Origin of the sequence: Gilliamella intestini, from assembly GCF_900094935.1 — a bacterium.
Classification (GTDB): Bacteria; Pseudomonadota; Gammaproteobacteria; order Enterobacterales; family Orbaceae; genus Gilliamella; species Gilliamella intestini.
In genome coordinates this window covers 41732-59801 of the sequence record NZ_FMBA01000012.1, presented here as the reverse complement: position 1 = coordinate 59801, position 18070 = coordinate 41732, and the positions used below count along the sequence as shown (strand labels likewise).

Below are 18070 nucleotides of genomic sequence, written 5' to 3'. Positions count from 1 at the left end.
GCTTCAGCTTCTTTTAAAATAGCGACGATTTGATGTTCAGTCATTTTTTTCATAATTAAATACCCTTTACTTTTATCATAGAGAATTTTCTACTTTTTTGTTGTGCTATTTTAGGGGAGAGTTACATTGGGCCTATCCTTCACAAATTAAATTTAAAAAATAATTTTTAGTCTATTTATTTTAGTCAATTAATAGAAAAATAGTGAATCAGTAAAAAATTTTATTTTAAAAAATTAGATGTTGTTTGAATACTTAGACATTTTATCAATAATACTTAGAATATTCTTTTATCGATATTGTGATGATGATGTCCGCCGATATCATCGGCGGATCTATTTTTTTATTGGGTTTGAATATATTCATTCATAAATTTCAAAATATACGCCATTGAAACCGAACCAGGATCCATGTGGCCAATTGCGCGTTCACCTAAATTTTTAGCTCGACCAAATATAGCGATCATTTGTTTTGTTTTTTCTGCGCCTTCCATAGCTGATTGTGCTATTTTAGGTAGTGCATCATTTAACTTCAAAGTAGTTAATACACTTGCTGTTGTTGCACTAGCGGCTAAGGCATCAACCATGGTCTTATCTCCAGGTTTAGCGTTGCCACGTTGATAGACAGCCTGCCAACCTTCATTAAGTAGTTTTGATAGTGCATTGGAATCAAATTCTGTGACTCCAGTAATACTTTTTCCTCCTGCTCTAAATAAAGTACCAAAAATTGCCCCGGAGGCACCGCCCATACTTGTCATTAATTTTGTGCCAATTTGAATAAAAAAATCACCTATATTAGTTGGTTGAAATTTTTCATCTTGTAGTAACACAATGATCGCAGCGAATCCACGTTTCATACCAATACCATGGTCACCATCTCCCACAATTTGATCTAAAGATGTTAATGTCGGTTCGCTTTCAACCATTTTTTCGGCAGTGAATAACATCATTTTGCGAACTTGTGATAAATTCATTTTATTTTCTCCATCCTAGTGTTTTGCAAGGTAAATCATAAAGATGTTGTAGTTCTTCATCTAACTTTATTAAGGTAATTGAAAAGCCGGACATTTCAAGCGATGTACAAAAATGACCAACAACAACATCGTGGCTAATTATGCCTCGAGTATCAAGTTCAATACCTACTTTACGTGTTATGATGAGCAGCTCGGTGTTACTAAGTGCGCCCAAATTGTTAATTAGCACACACACTCGATCGCCGTTTTTGAAAGGTAAATCATCACAAAGGCGATTTATCATATCCTTGACAACCTCATCAGATGAAGTTATTTCTTGCCGGTGTAACCCGGCTTCACCATGGATACCGATACCAATTTCAATTTCGTTATCTTTTAATTCAAAATTGAATTTACTGGACTGAGGTAATGCGCATCCATCTAAGGCTACACCTATAGTACGAACGTTGTTGTTGGCTTTAGATACTACTTGATAAAGACTTTCAAGATCATATTTTTCAAATTGAGCCGCAGCACCAGCAATTTTGTATAAAAACATAATACCCGCAACACCTCGGCGATCTGAAATCTTTGATAATGGTGCTGAAGCAATATCATCAGTAGCACGAATTGTTTTAGTAATAATATTATTTTCAGCTAGTATTTCAGCTGAAATATCAAAATTCATTCCGTCTCCAGAATAGTTGCCATATAAAAATAGTACACCTTTCCCTTTTTCTATCGTTTTGGTTACTTCAATAATTTGATCTGGTGATGGTGATGTGAATACTTCACCGAGTGCACAGCCATCAATACCGCCATTACCGATGAATCCAGCGAAGGTTGGTTCATGTCCACTTCCACCGCCTGAGACAATGACAACTTGATCGCTTGCAATATGATTGCCATAAACGGCACAGTAATCCGAAATTGCAGTTAATTTTCCCTGATAGGCATAAATCAACCCTTGCATAACTTCTTGTCTTACATTATTTGGATCATTAAGTAGTTTTTTGGGTTTGCGCATTCATTTTTCCTCTTAAGTAATCATAGTTAACAACATTTATTGTAGGAAAAACTAATAATTCAAACGAATACAATTAATGACAAATAATATCCTACTGATTGCTCATCATCGGGATGATGTAGTTCATTTTTATGACGAGTTATTAATTTGGTTTTTTATTCGTGAAAGGTATAATATCTATAATACTTATTGATAAATTCTTTATATAAAGAATATTACAGTTATAATTTGTAAAAAAGTTTCAGGAGAGTAGGTGTTTTAGTATAAAACACTATTATTAATTATTGATGAATAAAGAATCTTACTTTCAACGTTTTAGTGGTATAGCTAGGCTTTATGGTGAGTCGGCTTTGCAATGTTTTTCGCAAGCGCATATTTGTGTCATTGGTATTGGTGGTGTAGGTTCTTGGGTTGCTGAATCGCTAGTGCGTAGCGGTATTGGTCAAATTACCCTAATTGATATGGATGATGTTTGTGTAACAAATACAAATCGCCAAATTCATGCTTTAAAATCCAATATTGGCAAACCTAAAACCTCGGTTATGGCTGAACGCATTTTACAAATTAATCCTGAATGTATTGTGAATGAAATTGATGATTTTATTAATTCGGATAATGTTGGTGAATATTTAGGAACAAAGCAATCTCCGCGTTATCACTATATTATAGAAGCAATTGATAGTGTACACGATAAAGCGGCTGTGCTTGCATATTGTAAGCGACAAAAATTGAAAGTGATTACCATTGGTGGAGCTGGTGGGCAAAAAGATCCAACCCAAATTAAAATTGCCGATTTAGCAAAGACAATTCAAGATCCATTGGTAGCCAAGTTACGTGAGAAACTAAAATATAATTATAAATTAAATAAAGATAGCAAAGGTAAATACGGCATTGCTTGTGTGTTTTCGACTGAGCAATTAACGTATCCTTCTAAAAATGGAAAAGTATGTTTAACAAAAAGCGAAGCAGATGGACCAAAAAAAATGGACTGTGAGTCAGGCTTTGGCGCAATTACAACAGTTACAGCTACTTTTGGTTTTGTGGCGGTTAGTTATGTGCTAAATAAATTGTGTAACACATAATTTTTAAAAACTAGTCTTTTTTCTTCCATAACAAATTCCATTAATGATAACCACTTTTGAGTAGAAATGGTTGACTTTTGTGTTTATACCTATTTCTTTGTTACTGATTAAAAGCATAAAAATTATGCTACTTTTAACAACATGCTTTTTTTTATTCAATATATTATTGTATAAAGTAAAAATCTGATTTACGATAACGTCAATTTCGTTTTGTCATTATGCTTAAGCATTAAATAGTTTCAAGGAAGACGCCAAACGATCCCGATTTATTTTTTAATTTCAAGGAGAAATCTATGGCAGTAACTAACATGAATGAGTTAAATGAGTTAATGGCTCGAGTCAAAAAAGCGCAGGAGACTTATTCAACTTATACCCAAGAACAAGTCGACAAGATCTTTGTAGCAGCGGCGACAGCCGCCGCTGCGGCACGTATTCCACTTGCGCAACAAGCTGTTGCAGAGTCAGGAATGGGAATTGTCGAAGATAAGGTTATAAAAAACCTTTTTGCCGCTGAGTATATTTTAAATAAATATCGTCACGATAAGACTTGTGGAGTCGTTGCTGAAAATGAACCATTCGGTACTATTACTATAGCAGAGCCACTTGGTATTATTTGTGGAATTGTTCCAACAACTAACCCAACTTCAACAGCGATTTTTAAATCGTTAATTAGCTTAAAAACCCGTAATGCAATTGTCTTTTCTCCACACCCGCGAGCTAAAAAATCAACTATTGAAGCTGCTCGAATTGTATTAGATGCCGCAATTAAAGCGGGGGCACCAAAAGATATTATTGGTTGGATTGACGAACCGTCTATCGAATTATCAAATGCATTAATGCATCATGATGATGTGTCTGCTATTTTAGCAACTGGTGGGCCAGGCATGGTAAAAGCCGCTTATAGTTCAGGTAAACCTGCGTTAGGTGTTGGTGCAGGTAATACACCAGTTGTTATAGATGAAACAGCTGATTTAAAACGTGCAGTTGCCTCAGTACTTATGTCTAAGACATTTGATAATGGGATGATCTGTGCATCAGAACAAGCAATTGTTGTTGTTGATTCTGTTTATGATGAAGTACGTCGTTTATTAACTCAATATGGTGCATATGTCTTAAATGCTAAAGAAACCAAAGCAGTACAAGGTATTATTTTAAACGACAAAGGCGCTTTAAATGCCAATATTGTTGGTCAGCCAGCAACTAAAATTGCTGAAATGGCCGGCCTTAAAGTTCCTGCTGGTTCGAAAGTACTTGTTGGTGAAGTAAGTAAAGTTGATTTATCTGAACCGTTTGCCCACGAAAAACTTTCTCCAACGCTTGCTATGTTCAAGGCTAAAGATTTCTCTGAAGCTGTTGATAAAGCAGAAAAATTGGTTGAAATGGGTGGAATGGGTCACACTTCAGTTCTTTACACTGATCAAGATAGCAATCGTGAACGTATTGCTTATTTTGGTAGTAAAATGAAAACTTGCCGTATTTTAATAAATCAACCGGCGGCTCATGGTGGTATTGGTGATTTATATAATTTTGATTTAGCGCCATCTTTAACATTAGGATGTGGCTCTTGGGGTGGTAATTCGGTATCTGAAAATGTTGGACCGAAGCACTTAATCAATAAGAAAACAATCGCTAAGAGAGCAGAAAATATGTTATGGCACAAACTACCAAGTTCTATCTATTTTAAACGTGGTTCACTACCAGTTGCTTTAAGTGAAGTGGTTGAGCAAGGTGCAAAACGTGTATTTTTGGTAACAGATAAATTCCTATTTAATAACGGTTACTCAAAACAAATCACCGATCAATTAGAAGCACAAGGTGTTATTTGTGAAACTTTCTTTGATGTTGAAGCAGATCCAACATTAAGTGTCGTGCGTAAGGGTACTGATTCAATGCAAGCATTCCAACCGGATACAATTATTGCTTTAGGTGGTGGTTCACCAATGGATGCTGCTAAAATTATGTGGGTTTTATATGAGCACCCTGAAACCAAATTCGAAGAACTAGCATTACGTTTTATGGATATTCGTAAACGTGCCTGCCACTTCCCAAATATGGGGCAAAAAGCAAAATTAATTTGTGTAACAACCACATCAGGTACAGGTTCTGAAGTAACTCCATTTGCCGTTGTTACTGATGATGCAACAGGTCAAAAATATCCATTAGCGGATTATGCTATTACGCCTCATATGGCAATAGTTGATGCAAATTTAGTGATGAATATGCCTCGCTCGCTTTGTGCTGCTGGAGGTTATGATGCCGTAACGCATGCTTTAGAAGCTTATGTATCAGTTATGGCAAGTGAATTTTCTGATGGGCAAGCGTTACAAGCGCTAAGCATACTTAAAGCTTATTTACCGGCAAGTTATAGAGAAGGTGCTAAAAATCCTGTTGCTCGAGAAAAAGTGCATAGTGCAGCAACATTAGCTGGCGTTGCTTTTGCTCAAGCATTCCTTGGTGTTTGTCACTCAATAGCTCATAAAATTGGTGCAGCATTCCATATTCCTCATGGTGTTGCTAATGCGATGTTAATTAGTAATGTTGTCCGTTTTAATGCAACCGACAAACCAACTAAACAAGGTACGTTTAGCCAATATGGTTATCCTAAAGCAGTTAGCCGTTATGCCGAAATTGCTGATCATTTAGGTCTAACCGCTGCTACGGATAATGATGAGAAGAAAGTCGAGAAATTAATTGGTTGGTTAGATCAACTTAGAAAAGATCTTGATATTCCATTTTCTATTAAAGAATTTGGTGTGGATGAAAAAACTTTCTTGGCTCAAGTCGATCAGCTTGCAGTTGATGCCTTTGATGACCAATGTACTGGTGCAAATCCACGTTATCCTCTAATTGCTGAGCTAAAACAGATCCTTCTTGATACTTATTATGGTCGTGCATATCAAGACAAAGGCGATATTAGCGAAGATGTAGCGGTACAAACAGCGGCTAAAGGTGTAGGGGCAACCTCCAAAAATGTAGTTAAAAAGAAATAACATAAGTTTATTTTGAACTAAATAACACCCTGAAATAAGCATATATTTCGGGGTTTTTTTATGTTTTTGATTTATTTTTAAGCAAACAAAATAAAATTTGTTTTTTTTGCTTGCAAGGTTAAATGTTCTAGTTCATAATGCGCAGCACTTAGGCCGGCTTAGCTCAGTAGGTAGAGCAACTGACTTGTAATCAGTAGGTCGCCAGTTCGATTCCGGCAGCCGGCACCATTTTCCTAAGTAGACAAATTTATAAAGATTCGGGGTGGGGTTCCCGAGCGGCCAAAGGGAGCAGACTGTAAATCTGCCGTGTCACACTTCGAAGGTTCGAATCCTTCCCCCACCACCATCATCTAATATTAGCAATAGCTAATTGAAGCATTTAGGTAGCCGAGTTTGAACATGCGGGCATCGTATAATGGCTATTACCTCAGCCTTCCAAGCTGATGATGCGGGTTCGATTCCCGCTGCCCGCTCCAATTGCTGATATAGCTCAGTTGGTAGAGCGCACCCTTGGTAAGGGTGAGGTCGGCAGTTCAAATCTGCCTATCAGCACCATTCTTGTTAATCTCCTAAACTTCTAAAAATATCAAATTTGCCTGCTTTATAGCTTGTCACTCGGTAACTTTATCTGTTATCATTCAGAGCTAATTTTAAGTTAGTATTATGTTGATATTAAATATGATACTTGGTTAATGTGGTGATTCACCACCGATTTGTATTACATTTGAGGGACGATAAATGTCTAAAGAAAAATTTGAACGTACAAAACCCCACGTTAACGTTGGTACAATCGGCCACGTTGACCACGGTAAAACAACTCTAACTGCTGCAATTACTTCTGTACTTGCTAAAAAATACGGCGGTCAAGCTCGTGCATTCGATCAAATCGATAACGCACCAGAAGAAAAAGCACGTGGTATCACCATCAACACTTCACACGTTGAATACGATACACCAACTCGTCACTACGCACACGTAGACTGCCCAGGCCATGCTGACTATGTTAAAAACATGATTACTGGTGCGGCACAAATGGACGGTGCTATCTTAGTAGTAGCAGCAACTGATGGTCCTATGCCACAAACTCGTGAGCACATCCTTTTAGGTCGTCAAGTAGGTGTTCCTTACATCATCGTATTTTTAAATAAATGTGATATGGTTGATGACGAAGAGTTATTAGAATTAGTTGAAATGGAAGTACGTGAACTTCTATCTCAATACGATTTCCCAGGTGATGATACACCAGTAATTCGTGGTTCAGCGCTTAAAGCGTTAGAAGGTGAAGCAGCATGGGAAGACAAAATTGTTGAATTAGCAGAAGCATTAGATAGCTACATTCCAGAGCCAGAGCGTGATATCGACAAACCATTCCTATTACCAATTGAAGACGTATTCTCAATTTCGGGACGTGGTACAGTAGTAACTGGTCGTGTTGAACGCGGTGTAATCAAAGTTGGTGAAGAAGTTGAAATTGTTGGTATCAAGCCAACCACTAAAACAACTTGTACTGGTGTTGAAATGTTCCGTAAATTACTTGACGAAGGCCGTGCAGGTGAAAACGTTGGTGTATTACTACGTGGTACAAAACGTGAAGAAATTGAACGTGGTCAAGTACTTGCAAAACCAGGTTCAATCACACCACATACTGATTTCGAATCAGAAGTGTATATCTTAAGTAAAGATGAAGGTGGTCGTCACACTCCATTCTTCAAAGGTTACCGTCCACAGTTCTACTTCCGTACAACTGACGTAACTGGTACTATCGAATTACCAGAAGGCGTAGAAATGGTTATGCCTGGTGATAACATCAAAATGACAGTATCATTAATTCACCCAATTGCGATGGCAGAAGGTTTACGTTTTGCGATTCGTGAAGGTGGTCGTACTGTTGGTGCTGGTGTGGTTGCTAAAGTTATTAAATAATTGAGTTAAAACTTAGTGACAATAGAAAGGGTGTCAGTCGATGCCCTTTCTTATCTAGTCTGTTTAGCAAAATGTTTTTATTAAAAGAGCATTTTGGAAAATAGATATTATTATAAATAACATAATATAGGTTTTATATGCTAGTGAGTAACGAGAGTCAAAATCCAAATACTATTCTAGATAAATTCAAATGGAGTTTAGTTCTAGTATTGATTGCGTTTGTTGTTTGGGGAAATTTTTATTTTTCTGGACCTAATGATATATATCAACCTAATACAATAGTTCGAATTATTGCAGTTGTTATCATTTCACTATTGGCTTTATTTATTGCGATGACAACCAACATAGGCAAATCCTTTTTATCATTTTTACAAGAATCTAGAAAAGAGTTAAGAAAAGTTGTATGGCCAACCCGTAAAGAAACCACACAAACAACTTTACTCGTTGCAGCTATCACAATTGTTGCTGGCTTGGCGCTTTGGGGAATGGACTCTTTATTCCGTTCAGTTGTTTTTTATTTAACATTGATAGGGCGTTAATATGAGTGAAACACAGCAAAAACGATGGTATGTTATTCAAGCTTATTCTGGTTATGAAGCACGTGTTGCACAATCATTACGTGAGTATATTAAATTACATAATATGGAAGATGCATTTGGTGAAGTTTTAGTACCAACAGAAGAAGTCGTTGAAATGAAAAGTGGTCAACGTCGAAAAAGTGAGCGTAAATTCTTTCCTGGCTATGTACTAGTTGAAATGATGATGAATGATGCATCTTGGCATTTAGTCAAAAGCGTGCCAAGAACAATGGGGTTTATTGGTGGCACTTCGGATAGACCAGCTCCAATTAGCCAACGAGAAGTTGATGCAATCATGAATCGTTTACAACAAATAGGCGATAAACCACGTCCTAAAACATTATTTGAACCGGGTGAACTTGTTCGAGTTAACGAAGGTCCTTTTGCTGACTTTAATGGTGTTGTCGAAGAAGTTGACTACGAAAAAAGCCGCTTAAAAGTGTCTGTTTCTATTTTTGGACGTTCAACTCCGGTAGAGCTAGATTTTAGCCAAGTTGAAAAGAGCTAATCTTTTGATATAGATTTTTAGTATAAAAAATTAGTAGTATATTTTAGAAAACCACAAGATTTTATCTTGTGGTTTTTTATATTGATGTTTAATAAATGTAATAACTATTTATGAAAATAATCTAATACAAAACAATCCTTACAATTGTTTATACTAAAACGTAGTGTTACCTGAAACTTTTTAACAAATTAATTGTTATTAATCCAAATTAAAGGCTTCTAGTTGTTGTTGCAAATCTAGCCACTGTAACTCCGCCTCTTCTAATTGATTTTTAAGTTGACTTTGTTCTAGTAACAAATTTGTCAGTTCGTTTTTTTTGCTCACGTCATAGATTGCAGGATCAGATAGTCGCTCTTCAATTTTTTTTAGTTGATTGGTTAATTTATCAAGTAACTGCTCTTCCTTTTGTAACTGTTTCTTAATCGGCTGTATTTGTGTGCGTAATTCTGCTTGTTTACGTTTTTGTTCTTTACGATCCTGAGCTGAAATATTAGTGGCATTTTCTTTTTTTATTAACTGACCTTCATCATTGGATTGATTTTCAGTTTTTTGTACTTCTGCTAACCATTTTTGATAATCATCAAGATCGCCATCAAATGGCTCAACTTTATGATCATAAACTAAATAGAATTCATCAGTAGTTGAACGTAACAAATGGCGATCATGCGAAACTACGACTAATGCACCATCAAAATCAATCAATGCCTCAGTTAGAGCTTGCCGCATATCTAAGTCTAAATGGTTAGTTGGTTCGTCTAATAAAAGTAGATTTGGTTTTTGCCACACAATTAAAGCTAAAACAAGACGTGCCTTTTCACCACCTGAAAAAGTCTTAACAGGCTCGGTAACTTTATCTCCCTGAAAATCAAACCCACCTAAATAATTACGTAGCTCTTGTTCCGTATTTTTGGGTTCAGCAAGTTGCATTAAATGCCAAAGTGGGGATTCATCAGCGCGCAAGTATTCCAATTGGTGTTGAGCAAAATAACCTAATTGCACACCTTTTGCTAAATTAATATTTCCTGCTTTGGGTTGGATTTCACCTGCTAGTAGCTTAATGAGCGTTGATTTCCCTGCGCCATTGCGTCCTAATAACCCAATGCGTGAACCTGGAACTAAGTTGAGTTTAATCTTTTCTAATATAATTTTATCGTCATAGCCAGCCAAAACTTTGTCCATCATTAATAGTGGACTAGGCAAAAATTCTGATGGTTTAAAGCTAAAATGAAATGGATTATCCACATGAGCAGGCGCAATTAGCTCCATTCGTTCTAACATTTTTATTCGGCTTTGTGCTTGCTTAGCTTTTGTAGCTTTAGCTCTAAAACGATCAATATAACTTTGCAGATGAGCGACTTTTAATTGCTGGCTTTCATAAAGTGATTGTTGTTGAGCAAGTTTAGTTGAACGTTGAATCTCAAATGAAGAGTAATTACCGGTGTATTCAAATAAACTTTTTTGTTCAATATGAATAATTTTATTGACTAAAGGATCTAAAAAATCACGATCGTGAGAAATTAAAATTAAAGTTCCTTGATAGTTGCTTAGCCATTTTTCAAGCCAAATGACAGCATCTAAATCAAGGTGATTGGTTGGTTCATCAAGCAATAATAAATCAGAACGACACATTAACGCTTGTGCCAAATTCAATCGCATTCGCCAACCACCAGAATAGGACTTAACCGGTAGTTGCAATTGCTCGTTAGAAAACCCCAAACCATGTAAAAGCGTTGCAGCTCGTGCACGAATTGTCCATGCATCTATGGTATCAAGCTTTTCATGAATGACCGCAATTTGCTGACCATTATTTTGCTCATTGGCAATATTTAACTGCTTTTCTAATTGACGATATTCACGATCGCCATCAATCGCATATTCAATGGCAGGGATATCCAAGGCAGGTGTTTCTTGATTGACCCAAGCGAGTTGCCAGTGAGATGGAATACTTAATGTGCCAGCATCAGCTTGGATTTCACCTTTAATTAGTGAAAAAAGGGTGGATTTTCCGCAGCCATTTTTACCCACTAACCCCACTTTTTGTTGAGGATTAATGGATGCTGATGCATTATCTAAAAGCAAGTTAACGCCTCGGCGCACTTGGATTGAATCAAAAATTATCATGATATTTTTGTCTATTATTCAAAGTAAAATAGGTTAATAAAAGATTGTTTTAATCATTCAAAATTAGGAATGTTATAAAACAATCAATTTAAATAAAAAAGCCCTTTGTTAAAACGAAAAGGGCTCAAATTTAATTATTCAATAGGACTATTTCTTAATTGCTGATAAAGCGCGACGAATAAAAAACAGACAAACGCTAACAAAAACAAAAAGACCTAAAAACTCAGGTAACACACCTAAATCTGCCGAAATTGCAAGTGGTGCATCATTCCCGCCACTTGTAATACTAATAACAATTACAACTGCCAGTAACACACCAACTAAACTTTCGCCAACAATTAGCCCTGATGCAATTAATGCCGCTTTACGATCGACTTTTTTAAATTGTGCTTCAGGATCTAAATTTTGTGCATTTGCTTTTTTATAAGCATAACGTTTAATTATCCATGATAAAAAAGTACCAATAATGATTGGTGTTGTAATACTTGGAGGTAAATAAATACCTAAACCAATAGCAAGAGCTGGTATACGAAACTTAGATTTATTTTGAGCAAGAACTAAGTCAATAATGATAACAATTGTACCTAAAGCAAGCCCAATTAAAATCATTGTCCAATCAAGTTGATGAGAAAAAATGCCTTTAGCAATTGTTGTCATCAGTGTTGCTTGTGGCGCAGCTAATACTTGTTTTGGATCCATATCAGGGCGTGGAAGCGCACCGGTAAAGCCGTAAGCGTTATATAAAATTTCTAAAATAGGGGCAATAACAATCGCACCAACCACGCAGCCAATTAATAACGCAACTTGTTGTTTCCATGGTGTTGCATGAACTAAATAACCTGTTTTTAGATCTTGCAAATTATCGTTTGAAATACAGGCTATTGATAGCACTGCGCTGGTAGTAAACAGCGCAAGAGCTGTAGCAAAATTAGAACCCTCGGCAGAAGCTAACATACCATTGGCTTCACCCAAACCTAATAAAACCAATGAAATAACGATGGCTGCAACGATGGCTATGCCAGATATTGGGCTAGCCGATGAACCAACAAGTCCAGCCATATAACCACAAGCGGCAGCTACTAGAAAGCCCATAATAAAAGCAAATAATGTAGCGCAAAACACTAATGACCAAGCAACACCTGCCGACAGCCCACTATCAGCAATAAAGCTATAAAAAGTCACTAATAAAATAACTAACATACCTGCCATAATAAAAAAAATGGCTTTAGGTGATAAATCGCGCTCGGTTGGTGCAATATCATTAGCTGACACATCTGAACGCATGCTTTTAAAAGAGAGCTTTAACCCCTCAATCATCGGTTTCATTAACGTAAGCAACGTCCAAATAGCAGCTATAGCAATCGTACCGGCCCCAATAAAACGGATATCTTTTGCCCAAAGCCCCATTGCGACTTTAGCTAAAGGTTCACTAGAATCATAATCAGTTACGAAACTTAAAATTGGAATACCAAATCCCCAACCAATAATTGTACCAATCAAAATAGCAATGCCAGACATAATGCCAACTAAATAGCCAGCACTAAGTAACGCTAAAGAAAACCCCATAGGCAATTGAAAAATAGATTTGCCGGCACTAAACCAATAAGCCGCACTATCAGATAACACGCGAAAGCCATTAGTAAATAAACTGACAACAGAGGCGATTGTGCCACCAAATAAAATATCCTTAAGTCCATCATTAGCTTCATTATTATCAGTTTTAGATCCTGCTTTTAAAATTTCAGCGGCAGCCACGCCTTCAGGATAAGGCAAATCACTTTTAACAACCATCACATGACGTAAAGGGATAGAAAATAAAACCCCAAGCATCCCGCCACCGGCACACACAGCAAACGTTAACCAAAACGGAAACCCCTGCCAATAACCGATCATTAACAAACCAGGAAGAACAAAAATAATGGATGAAAGCGTTCCAGCTGCTGAAGCTTGCGTTTGAACCATATTATTTTCTAAAATCGTTGCGCCTGAAAATAAACGCAGTACAGCCATCGAAATCACTGCAGCAGGAATTGCTGAGGAAAATGTCAATCCTACTTTTAAACCAAGATAGACATTTGACGCTGTAAAAATAACGGTAATGAGGGCACCAAGAATGGTTCCTCTTAACGTAAGTTCTCGTAAATTATTCATATTTTTTTATAAAGTTAATTTCAAAGCTACGTATTATATACTCAATTTACATTTATCAGCTAGAAGTTCCGTAAATAACTATATTTTTTAAAATATTAATGTTTTTTTAACGAATAATTTACCAACAAAAGCAAAATATATGGGTATTGATGTTAAAATCAATAACGCTTTTGTAATGAAAGTTTTACAATAACACAACTAACTTATTAAAAATCGACGGAAAATGCCTTGAGCCAATTACAACGCTTGCAAATCATTACACAACAATTGCGTGACCCGATAAAAGGATGCGAATGGGATCGCGTGCAAACTTTTGAATCTTTAAAATCTTATACCTTAGAAGAAACCTACGAAGTGCTAGACGCCATAGAACGGCAAGACATGCACGAACTTAAAAATGAACTTGGCGATCTACTGTTTCACATTATTTTTTATGCTGATTTAGCCAAAGAACAAAATGCATTTGATTTTGACGATATTTGTCAAACCGTAGCGGATAAATTAGTGCATCGCCACCCCCATCTATTTGGTAATAGCAACACCGAAAAACCAAACTGGGAACAACTAAAACAGACCGAACGTAATAACCGCGCACAATACTCACTATTAGACGACATACCAAATGCGTTCCCCGCCTTAATAAAAGCAGACAAAATACAAAAACGCTGTGCATCGGTTGGATTTGATTGGACAGAATTACAACCAGTTCTAGACAAAGTCAAAGAAGAACTTAACGAAGTTGAACAAGAGCTTAACAAAAATAATTGTGAACAACAAAAAATTGAAGAAGAACTTGGCGACCTATTTTTTGCAACTGTCAATTTAGCAAGGCACTTAAAAATCAAATCGGAACTTTGCTTGCAGCAGGCTAACGTAAAATTCACACGACGCTTTAAACAAGTCGAATCGTTCCTTCAACAAAAAAATATTACTTTAACTCAAGCAACACTTGAAGAAATGGAAGCCGCGTGGCAAAGTGTTAAACAACTAGAACAAATTAACCCTAATAGCGAAGTAACTCAACATGACTGAACAAAAAAACGAACTGCATCAAGAAATCGAAGCGTGGGCACAAAATGCCATTTTAAACAGCCCAACATGGAGCATCAATCAGCTCGATTATTCAGAAAAAAGCATTACTGTCGTTGAAATGATCATCAGTGAACTAGCTGAAAAAACTTTAGCATTCCAGAAGAACAACTCAACATGATATCGCAAGAATATGGATGTTATTTATTACTTACCGCACATAAATTGTACGGTGGCGAGTTTTATTGGAACGAAGAATTTGAACAACCCATGCTAATTTGTTGCGAACCCGATGCCATGATAGTCCTTATGACATGGAACAAAGTCAAAGGGCGCCTAGTGGGGGATAAAGCCGATCATATTGCTTATTTTTTAGATGAATTTGGTAAAGCAACCTTCCAGCCAGAAAAGGGCAAGCATGTGGTTTATTTGTAATTGGTATGTAAGTTGTGGATAGTAGTATATGAAAATATTTTATGTGATAGCCTTGAATCTTTGAGCCATTTTCTATGCTCAGAATTTAAATTTTTCGAGAAAATTCGAGATACCATAATGTGTAGGAAAATGCCGAGTTGTTTACACTTCATGATTAAAATAATCCTCTAAAAATTTATAAGGCGTTTCCCCTGAAATCGCTTTATGCGGTTTAACGGTATTATAAAAATTAATAAAGTGTTTAATTTTTTGTTTTCTATATTTTGAGTCGTTAAATATTGGCTGATTATGCTACATTTCAATTCAAAGTTCATATCATGCTTTCGGCTTTTCCTTTCGTTTGTGGCAGGTGATTTTGTTGATTTTTGCTTGATACACAGTTTATCTAAACAGATATTTTATTTAAATAAATAAAACTTCGCTATTTTTGTCAAAAAGTTTCAGGAGTGCACTACGTTTATGTATAAAGATTGAAAAAATCAAATAGATAACCAAAAGAAAATATTCTCTAGTTTGTGGTTTTGTTTACCGTCTTAATTTATTTTCAATGGATTTCTCATTTTAAACAAACATTTAAAACCCTAACTGATGGTTTTATAACGTTTATTCTGATTGGTTAAAAAGGCAAAAAAAGATTCCATCGGGCTTTTTATCACGTTATAAGAGGCCTAGTGACTGAACATAAAGCGTTTAGCCTAATTAGTAACGGTTATTTTTCTTTATGATATCAGCACTCTATTTCTTGTCTGTAATAAGGCGTTAGTTTTGTCTTTTATGTATATTTATTACAGTAGTTTTTAAAATTACTGTAAACAACGCGAGAAATTCTACATATAATGTAAAATAAGAAATTGAATTTTTAAATATGAGCTATTTAGGTAAGCAAGAGAGGTTAAAGGCCTCTCTTTTTTTGATAAAAGTTAACTTATTTAACACGTGATACGTATTCACCTGAACGCGTGTCCACTTTAAGGATTTCACCAATTTGTACAAATAATGGTACACGAACAACGGCGCCGGTTGATAATGTTGCAGGCTTGCCGCCAGTTCCTGCTGTGTCACCTTTTAAGCCTGGATCGGTTTCGACCACTTCAAGTTCAACAAAATTGGGTGGTGTAACTGCAATCGGTTGGCCGTTCCATAAAGTTAAAATGCATTCCGCTTGATCAACTAACCATTTTGCATTGTCGCCAACGGCTTTTGCGTCAGCCGAAAGTTGTTCAAATGTGTCGTTATTCATAAAGTGCCAAAACTCACCGTCGGTATAAAGGTAAGTTAGATTCATATCAACCACGTCAGCAGCTTCAACCGATTCGCCAGATTTGAATGTTTTATCGACAGTTTTGCCTGAAAGTAATTTTTTAATTTTTACTCGGTTAATAGATTGTCCTTTACCCGGTTTATAAAATTCATTTTCAACAATAACGCATGGTTCGCCATCTTGCATTATTTTAAGACCGGCTTTAAACTCATTTGTACTATAAGACGCCATAAAAGCTCCAACTAAAATTCTGAATTACAAAAATGAGCCATATTATACAGCAAAAAATTGAACTACCAAATAATAAAGATAAATGGATTGTTGATCTTGCCAATGTTGTGACAGATATCAATATTTTATATTCTTATTTAGGATTGAATGCCGACACGGTTTCGAGCTCGATGCAGCAGGCAAGGAAGCAGTTCCCACTTCGGGTTCCTAGGGCTTTTATTAATCGAATGAAAAAAGGTGATAGTAATGACCCACTCTTGTTACAGGTGCTTTGTCATGAAGACGAGCTGTTAAACGTCAATGGTTATAGCCATGATCCACTGCAAGAGCAAGATAATACCATTCCTGGGTTGTTGCATAAATACCATAACCGTGCGCTATTAATCACAAAGACCGGTTGCGCAATTAATTGTCGTTACTGTTTTAGGCGGCATTTTCCTTATCATGATAATCAAAGCAGTAAGCAGAATCTTGTTATGGCACTTGAATATATTGCCAATCACCCTGAACTTGATGAGATTATCCTTTCAGGGGGGGATCCGTTAATGGCTAAAGATCATGAAATGGCGTTTTTGATAAGCGAGTTAGAAAAAATCCCTCACGTTAAACGGTTGCGCATTCATACGCGTTTAGCGGTGGTGATTCCGTCGCGTATTACGCCTAAGTTATGTCAGTTGTTTGCTAAAAGTCGGTTGCAATGTGTCGTGATTACTCACATTAATCATCCAAACGAGATTGATAACGATGTCGCTCAGGCCGTTTCGTTATTAAAAAAGCAGAGTGTGACAATGCTTAATCAAAGTGTTTTGTTAAAAAATGTGAATGATAATGCCGATGTGTTGGCAATGTTAAGTAATCGACTTTTTGATATTGGTATTTTACCTTATTACATTCATTTGTTAGATAAAGTACAAGGTGCGGCTCATTTTTGGATTGATGATGAGTCAGCTAAAGTTATTATGAAACAACTTGCCGAGCAAGTATCAGGTTATTTAGTGCCTAAACTAGCACGAGAAATTGGTGGTGAAAAAAGTAAGCAAGTACTCACTTTTTGGGGTTAGCCAATTAGGTTTTACTTTATAAAGTATAATGTTATAACTTGTTTATTCTTCTTTATTTCATCGCATGGTAATTAGATATTAATGGAATTTGTCTGTAAAAATCTCATTGACGAAAAATAAAATTGGTACTATAATTCCGACCTCTTTAATTAATGCTGTGGAGTTTTACTCTACGCCTTGTTGATAAATTAGATTTGGATATAAATCGTCATGAAACGCACATTTCAACCATCAGTATTAAAACGCAATAGAACTCACGGTTTCCGTGCTCGTATGGCTACTAAAAACGGTCGTCAAGTTCTTGCTCGCCGTCGTGCTAAAGGCCGTGTTCGTTTAACTGTTGCTAGCTAATTTAAAGTTGGGTGATTAAGCTCACTTTTCCTCGGGAGTTGCGTTTGTTAACTCCCTTTGATTTTAATTATGTCTTTCAAGAGTCTGTTCGAGTTGGCTCTCCGTTTCTTACCTTAGTTACACGAAAAAATACCTTAAATCATCCTCGATTAGGGTTTGCTATCGCTAAAAAACAGGTAAAACGAGCTCACGAACGTAATCGTATTAAGCGGCTTGCTAAAGAGTACTTTCGGCATCATCAACATCAGTTCCCTAATATTGATTTCATTCTGATGGCTAAACAACCTGTTATAGATTTAGATAATCAGCAAATTGTAGAAACACTTAATCAATTATGCCAACGAATCATCGCCAAGCAAAAGGATTAAATAAA

The 18070-nt window shown here is 36.3% G+C and carries 16 protein-coding genes and 4 tRNA genes; 15 read left to right on the top strand and 5 right to left on the bottom strand.

The window, feature by feature from the left end; genetic code table 11:
• Window positions 1-340: 340 nt before the first annotated feature.
• Together dhaL and GA0061080_RS04885 are read right to left on the bottom strand one after the other, a co-directional pair.
• The gene (gene dhaL / locus GA0061080_RS04890; RefSeq protein WP_091121975.1) at window positions 341-970 is read right to left on the bottom strand and encodes a dihydroxyacetone kinase subunit DhaL; all 630 of its coding nucleotides are present in this window, start codon (window positions 968-970) and stop codon (window positions 341-343) included.
• 1 nt (window position 971) lies between these two features.
• Entirely contained in the window at window positions 972-1976 is a 1005-nt protein-coding gene (locus GA0061080_RS04885; protein ID WP_091121972.1) for a dihydroxyacetone kinase subunit DhaK, read from the bottom strand.
• 287 nt (window positions 1977-2263) lie between these two features.
• Here GA0061080_RS04885 and tcdA point away from each other — a divergent pair, with 287 nt between their 5' ends.
• The 9 genes from tcdA (at window position 2264) to nusG (ending at window position 9057) form a co-directional block, all read left to right on the top strand.
• Window positions 2264-3058, top strand: a complete 795-nt coding sequence (tcdA, locus tag GA0061080_RS04880) for a tRNA cyclic N6-threonylcarbamoyladenosine(37) synthase TcdA (protein ID WP_091121968.1) — start codon at window positions 2264-2266, stop codon at window positions 3056-3058.
• Window positions 3059-3351: 293 nt separating this feature from the next.
• Window positions 3352-6048, top strand: coding sequence for a bifunctional acetaldehyde-CoA/alcohol dehydrogenase (gene adhE / locus GA0061080_RS04875; RefSeq protein WP_091121965.1), 2697 nt, complete (start codon window positions 3352-3354; stop codon window positions 6046-6048).
• A gap of 152 nt (window positions 6049-6200) precedes the next feature.
• A tRNA-Thr gene (locus GA0061080_RS04870) sits at window positions 6201-6276 on the top strand.
• Window positions 6277-6309: 33 nt separating this feature from the next.
• Window positions 6310-6394 (top strand) — tRNA-Tyr (locus GA0061080_RS04865).
• A 55-nt stretch (window positions 6395-6449) separates the two neighbouring features.
• Window positions 6450-6524, top strand: a tRNA-Gly gene (locus GA0061080_RS04860).
• 3 nt (window positions 6525-6527) lie between these two features.
• Window positions 6528-6603: transfer RNA gene (locus GA0061080_RS04855), tRNA-Thr, on the top strand.
• 183 nt (window positions 6604-6786) lie between these two features.
• Complete coding sequence (gene tuf, locus GA0061080_RS04850; protein WP_065582082.1) at window positions 6787-7971, top strand: elongation factor Tu; 1185 nt, start codon at window positions 6787-6789, stop codon at window positions 7969-7971.
• A gap of 137 nt (window positions 7972-8108) precedes the next feature.
• Complete coding sequence (secE, locus tag GA0061080_RS04845; RefSeq protein ID WP_209435739.1) at window positions 8109-8510, top strand: preprotein translocase subunit SecE; 402 nt, start codon at window positions 8109-8111, stop codon at window positions 8508-8510.
• Between the two features lies 1 nt (window position 8511).
• Entirely contained in the window at window positions 8512-9057 is a 546-nt protein-coding gene (gene nusG / locus GA0061080_RS04840; protein ID WP_091121960.1) for a transcription termination/antitermination protein NusG, read from the top strand.
• Between the two features lie 198 nt (window positions 9058-9255).
• Here the strand turns inward: nusG and GA0061080_RS04835 are convergent, their stop codons facing one another.
• Together GA0061080_RS04835 and GA0061080_RS04830 are read right to left on the bottom strand one after the other, a co-directional pair.
• A complete protein-coding gene (locus tag GA0061080_RS04835; RefSeq protein WP_091121956.1) occupies window positions 9256-11178 on the bottom strand; it encodes an ABC transporter ATP-binding protein in 1923 nt (640 codons plus the stop codon).
• 147 nt (window positions 11179-11325) lie between these two features.
• Window positions 11326-13329 (bottom strand): OPT family oligopeptide transporter, encoded by a 2004-nt coding sequence (locus tag GA0061080_RS04830; protein WP_091121952.1) that lies wholly within the window; start codon window positions 13327-13329, stop codon window positions 11326-11328.
• A gap of 228 nt (window positions 13330-13557) precedes the next feature.
• Here GA0061080_RS04830 and mazG point away from each other — a divergent pair, with 228 nt between their 5' ends.
• The 3 genes from mazG to GA0061080_RS04815 are packed head-to-tail and all read left to right on the top strand — an operon-like array spanning window position 13558 to window position 14793.
• Window positions 13558-14361 (top strand): nucleoside triphosphate pyrophosphohydrolase, encoded by an 804-nt coding sequence (mazG, locus tag GA0061080_RS04825; RefSeq protein ID WP_091121949.1) that lies wholly within the window; start codon window positions 13558-13560, stop codon window positions 14359-14361.
• Window positions 14354-14539 carry a hypothetical protein gene (locus GA0061080_RS04820; RefSeq protein ID WP_091121946.1) on the top strand — a complete coding sequence of 62 codons (186 nt, stop codon included), beginning with the start codon at window positions 14354-14356 and terminating at the stop codon, window positions 14537-14539. The genes mazG and GA0061080_RS04820 overlap by 8 nt, the downstream gene beginning before the upstream one ends.
• Complete coding sequence (locus tag GA0061080_RS04815) at window positions 14536-14793, top strand: hypothetical protein (protein ID WP_091121943.1); 258 nt, start codon at window positions 14536-14538, stop codon at window positions 14791-14793. The genes GA0061080_RS04820 and GA0061080_RS04815 overlap by 4 nt, the downstream gene beginning before the upstream one ends.
• A gap of 925 nt (window positions 14794-15718) precedes the next feature.
• On the opposite strand, the gene efp is transcribed toward GA0061080_RS04815, so the two are convergent.
• Window positions 15719-16285, bottom strand: coding sequence for an elongation factor P (efp, locus tag GA0061080_RS04810; RefSeq protein WP_065626984.1), 567 nt, complete (start codon window positions 16283-16285; stop codon window positions 15719-15721).
• A gap of 32 nt (window positions 16286-16317) precedes the next feature.
• Between efp and epmB the strand changes: the two genes are divergently transcribed.
• From epmB to rnpA, 3 genes are all read left to right on the top strand, one after another.
• Window positions 16318-17346 carry an EF-P beta-lysylation protein EpmB gene (gene epmB, locus GA0061080_RS04805; protein ID WP_091121940.1) on the top strand — a complete coding sequence of 343 codons (1029 nt, stop codon included), beginning with the start codon at window positions 16318-16320 and terminating at the stop codon, window positions 17344-17346.
• 210 nt (window positions 17347-17556) lie between these two features.
• Window positions 17557-17697, top strand: coding sequence for a 50S ribosomal protein L34 (gene rpmH / locus GA0061080_RS04800; RefSeq protein ID WP_025314679.1), 141 nt, complete (start codon window positions 17557-17559; stop codon window positions 17695-17697).
• 11 nt (window positions 17698-17708) lie between these two features.
• Window positions 17709-18065, top strand: a complete 357-nt coding sequence (rnpA, locus tag GA0061080_RS04795; RefSeq protein WP_091121937.1) for a ribonuclease P protein component — start codon at window positions 17709-17711, stop codon at window positions 18063-18065.
• Window positions 18066-18070 lie beyond the last annotated feature (5 nt).

What these genes read in the sequence shown, in the direction of transcription:
- dhaL (WP_091121975.1), bottom strand. Translation starts at nt 970, where the DNA reads ATGAATTTATCACAAGTTCGCAAAATGATGTTATTCACTGCCGAAAAA.
- GA0061080_RS04885 (WP_091121972.1), bottom strand. Translation starts at nt 1,976, where the DNA reads ATGCGCAAACCCAAAAAACTACTTAATGATCCAAATAATGTAAGACAA.
- tcdA (WP_091121968.1), top strand. Translation starts at nt 2,264, where the DNA reads ATGAATAAAGAATCTTACTTTCAACGTTTTAGTGGTATAGCTAGGCTT.
- adhE (WP_091121965.1), top strand. Translation starts at nt 3,352, where the DNA reads ATGGCAGTAACTAACATGAATGAGTTAAATGAGTTAATGGCTCGAGTC.
- tuf (WP_065582082.1), top strand. Translation starts at nt 6,787, where the DNA reads ATGTCTAAAGAAAAATTTGAACGTACAAAACCCCACGTTAACGTTGGT.
- secE (WP_209435739.1), top strand. Translation starts at nt 8,109, where the DNA reads ATGCTAGTGAGTAACGAGAGTCAAAATCCAAATACTATTCTAGATAAA.
- nusG (WP_091121960.1), top strand. Translation starts at nt 8,512, where the DNA reads ATGAGTGAAACACAGCAAAAACGATGGTATGTTATTCAAGCTTATTCT.
- GA0061080_RS04835 (WP_091121956.1), bottom strand. Translation starts at nt 11,178, where the DNA reads ATGATAATTTTTGATTCAATCCAAGTGCGCCGAGGCGTTAACTTGCTT.
- GA0061080_RS04830 (WP_091121952.1), bottom strand. Translation starts at nt 13,329, where the DNA reads ATGAATAATTTACGAGAACTTACGTTAAGAGGAACCATTCTTGGTGCC.
- GA0061080_RS04820 (WP_091121946.1), top strand. Translation starts at nt 14,354, where the DNA reads ATGACTGAACAAAAAAACGAACTGCATCAAGAAATCGAAGCGTGGGCA.
- GA0061080_RS04815 (WP_091121943.1), top strand. Translation starts at nt 14,536, where the DNA reads ATGATATCGCAAGAATATGGATGTTATTTATTACTTACCGCACATAAA.
- efp (WP_065626984.1), bottom strand. Translation starts at nt 16,285, where the DNA reads ATGGCGTCTTATAGTACAAATGAGTTTAAAGCCGGTCTTAAAATAATG.
- epmB (WP_091121940.1), top strand. Translation starts at nt 16,318, where the DNA reads ATGAGCCATATTATACAGCAAAAAATTGAACTACCAAATAATAAAGAT.
- rpmH (WP_025314679.1), top strand. Translation starts at nt 17,557, where the DNA reads ATGAAACGCACATTTCAACCATCAGTATTAAAACGCAATAGAACTCAC.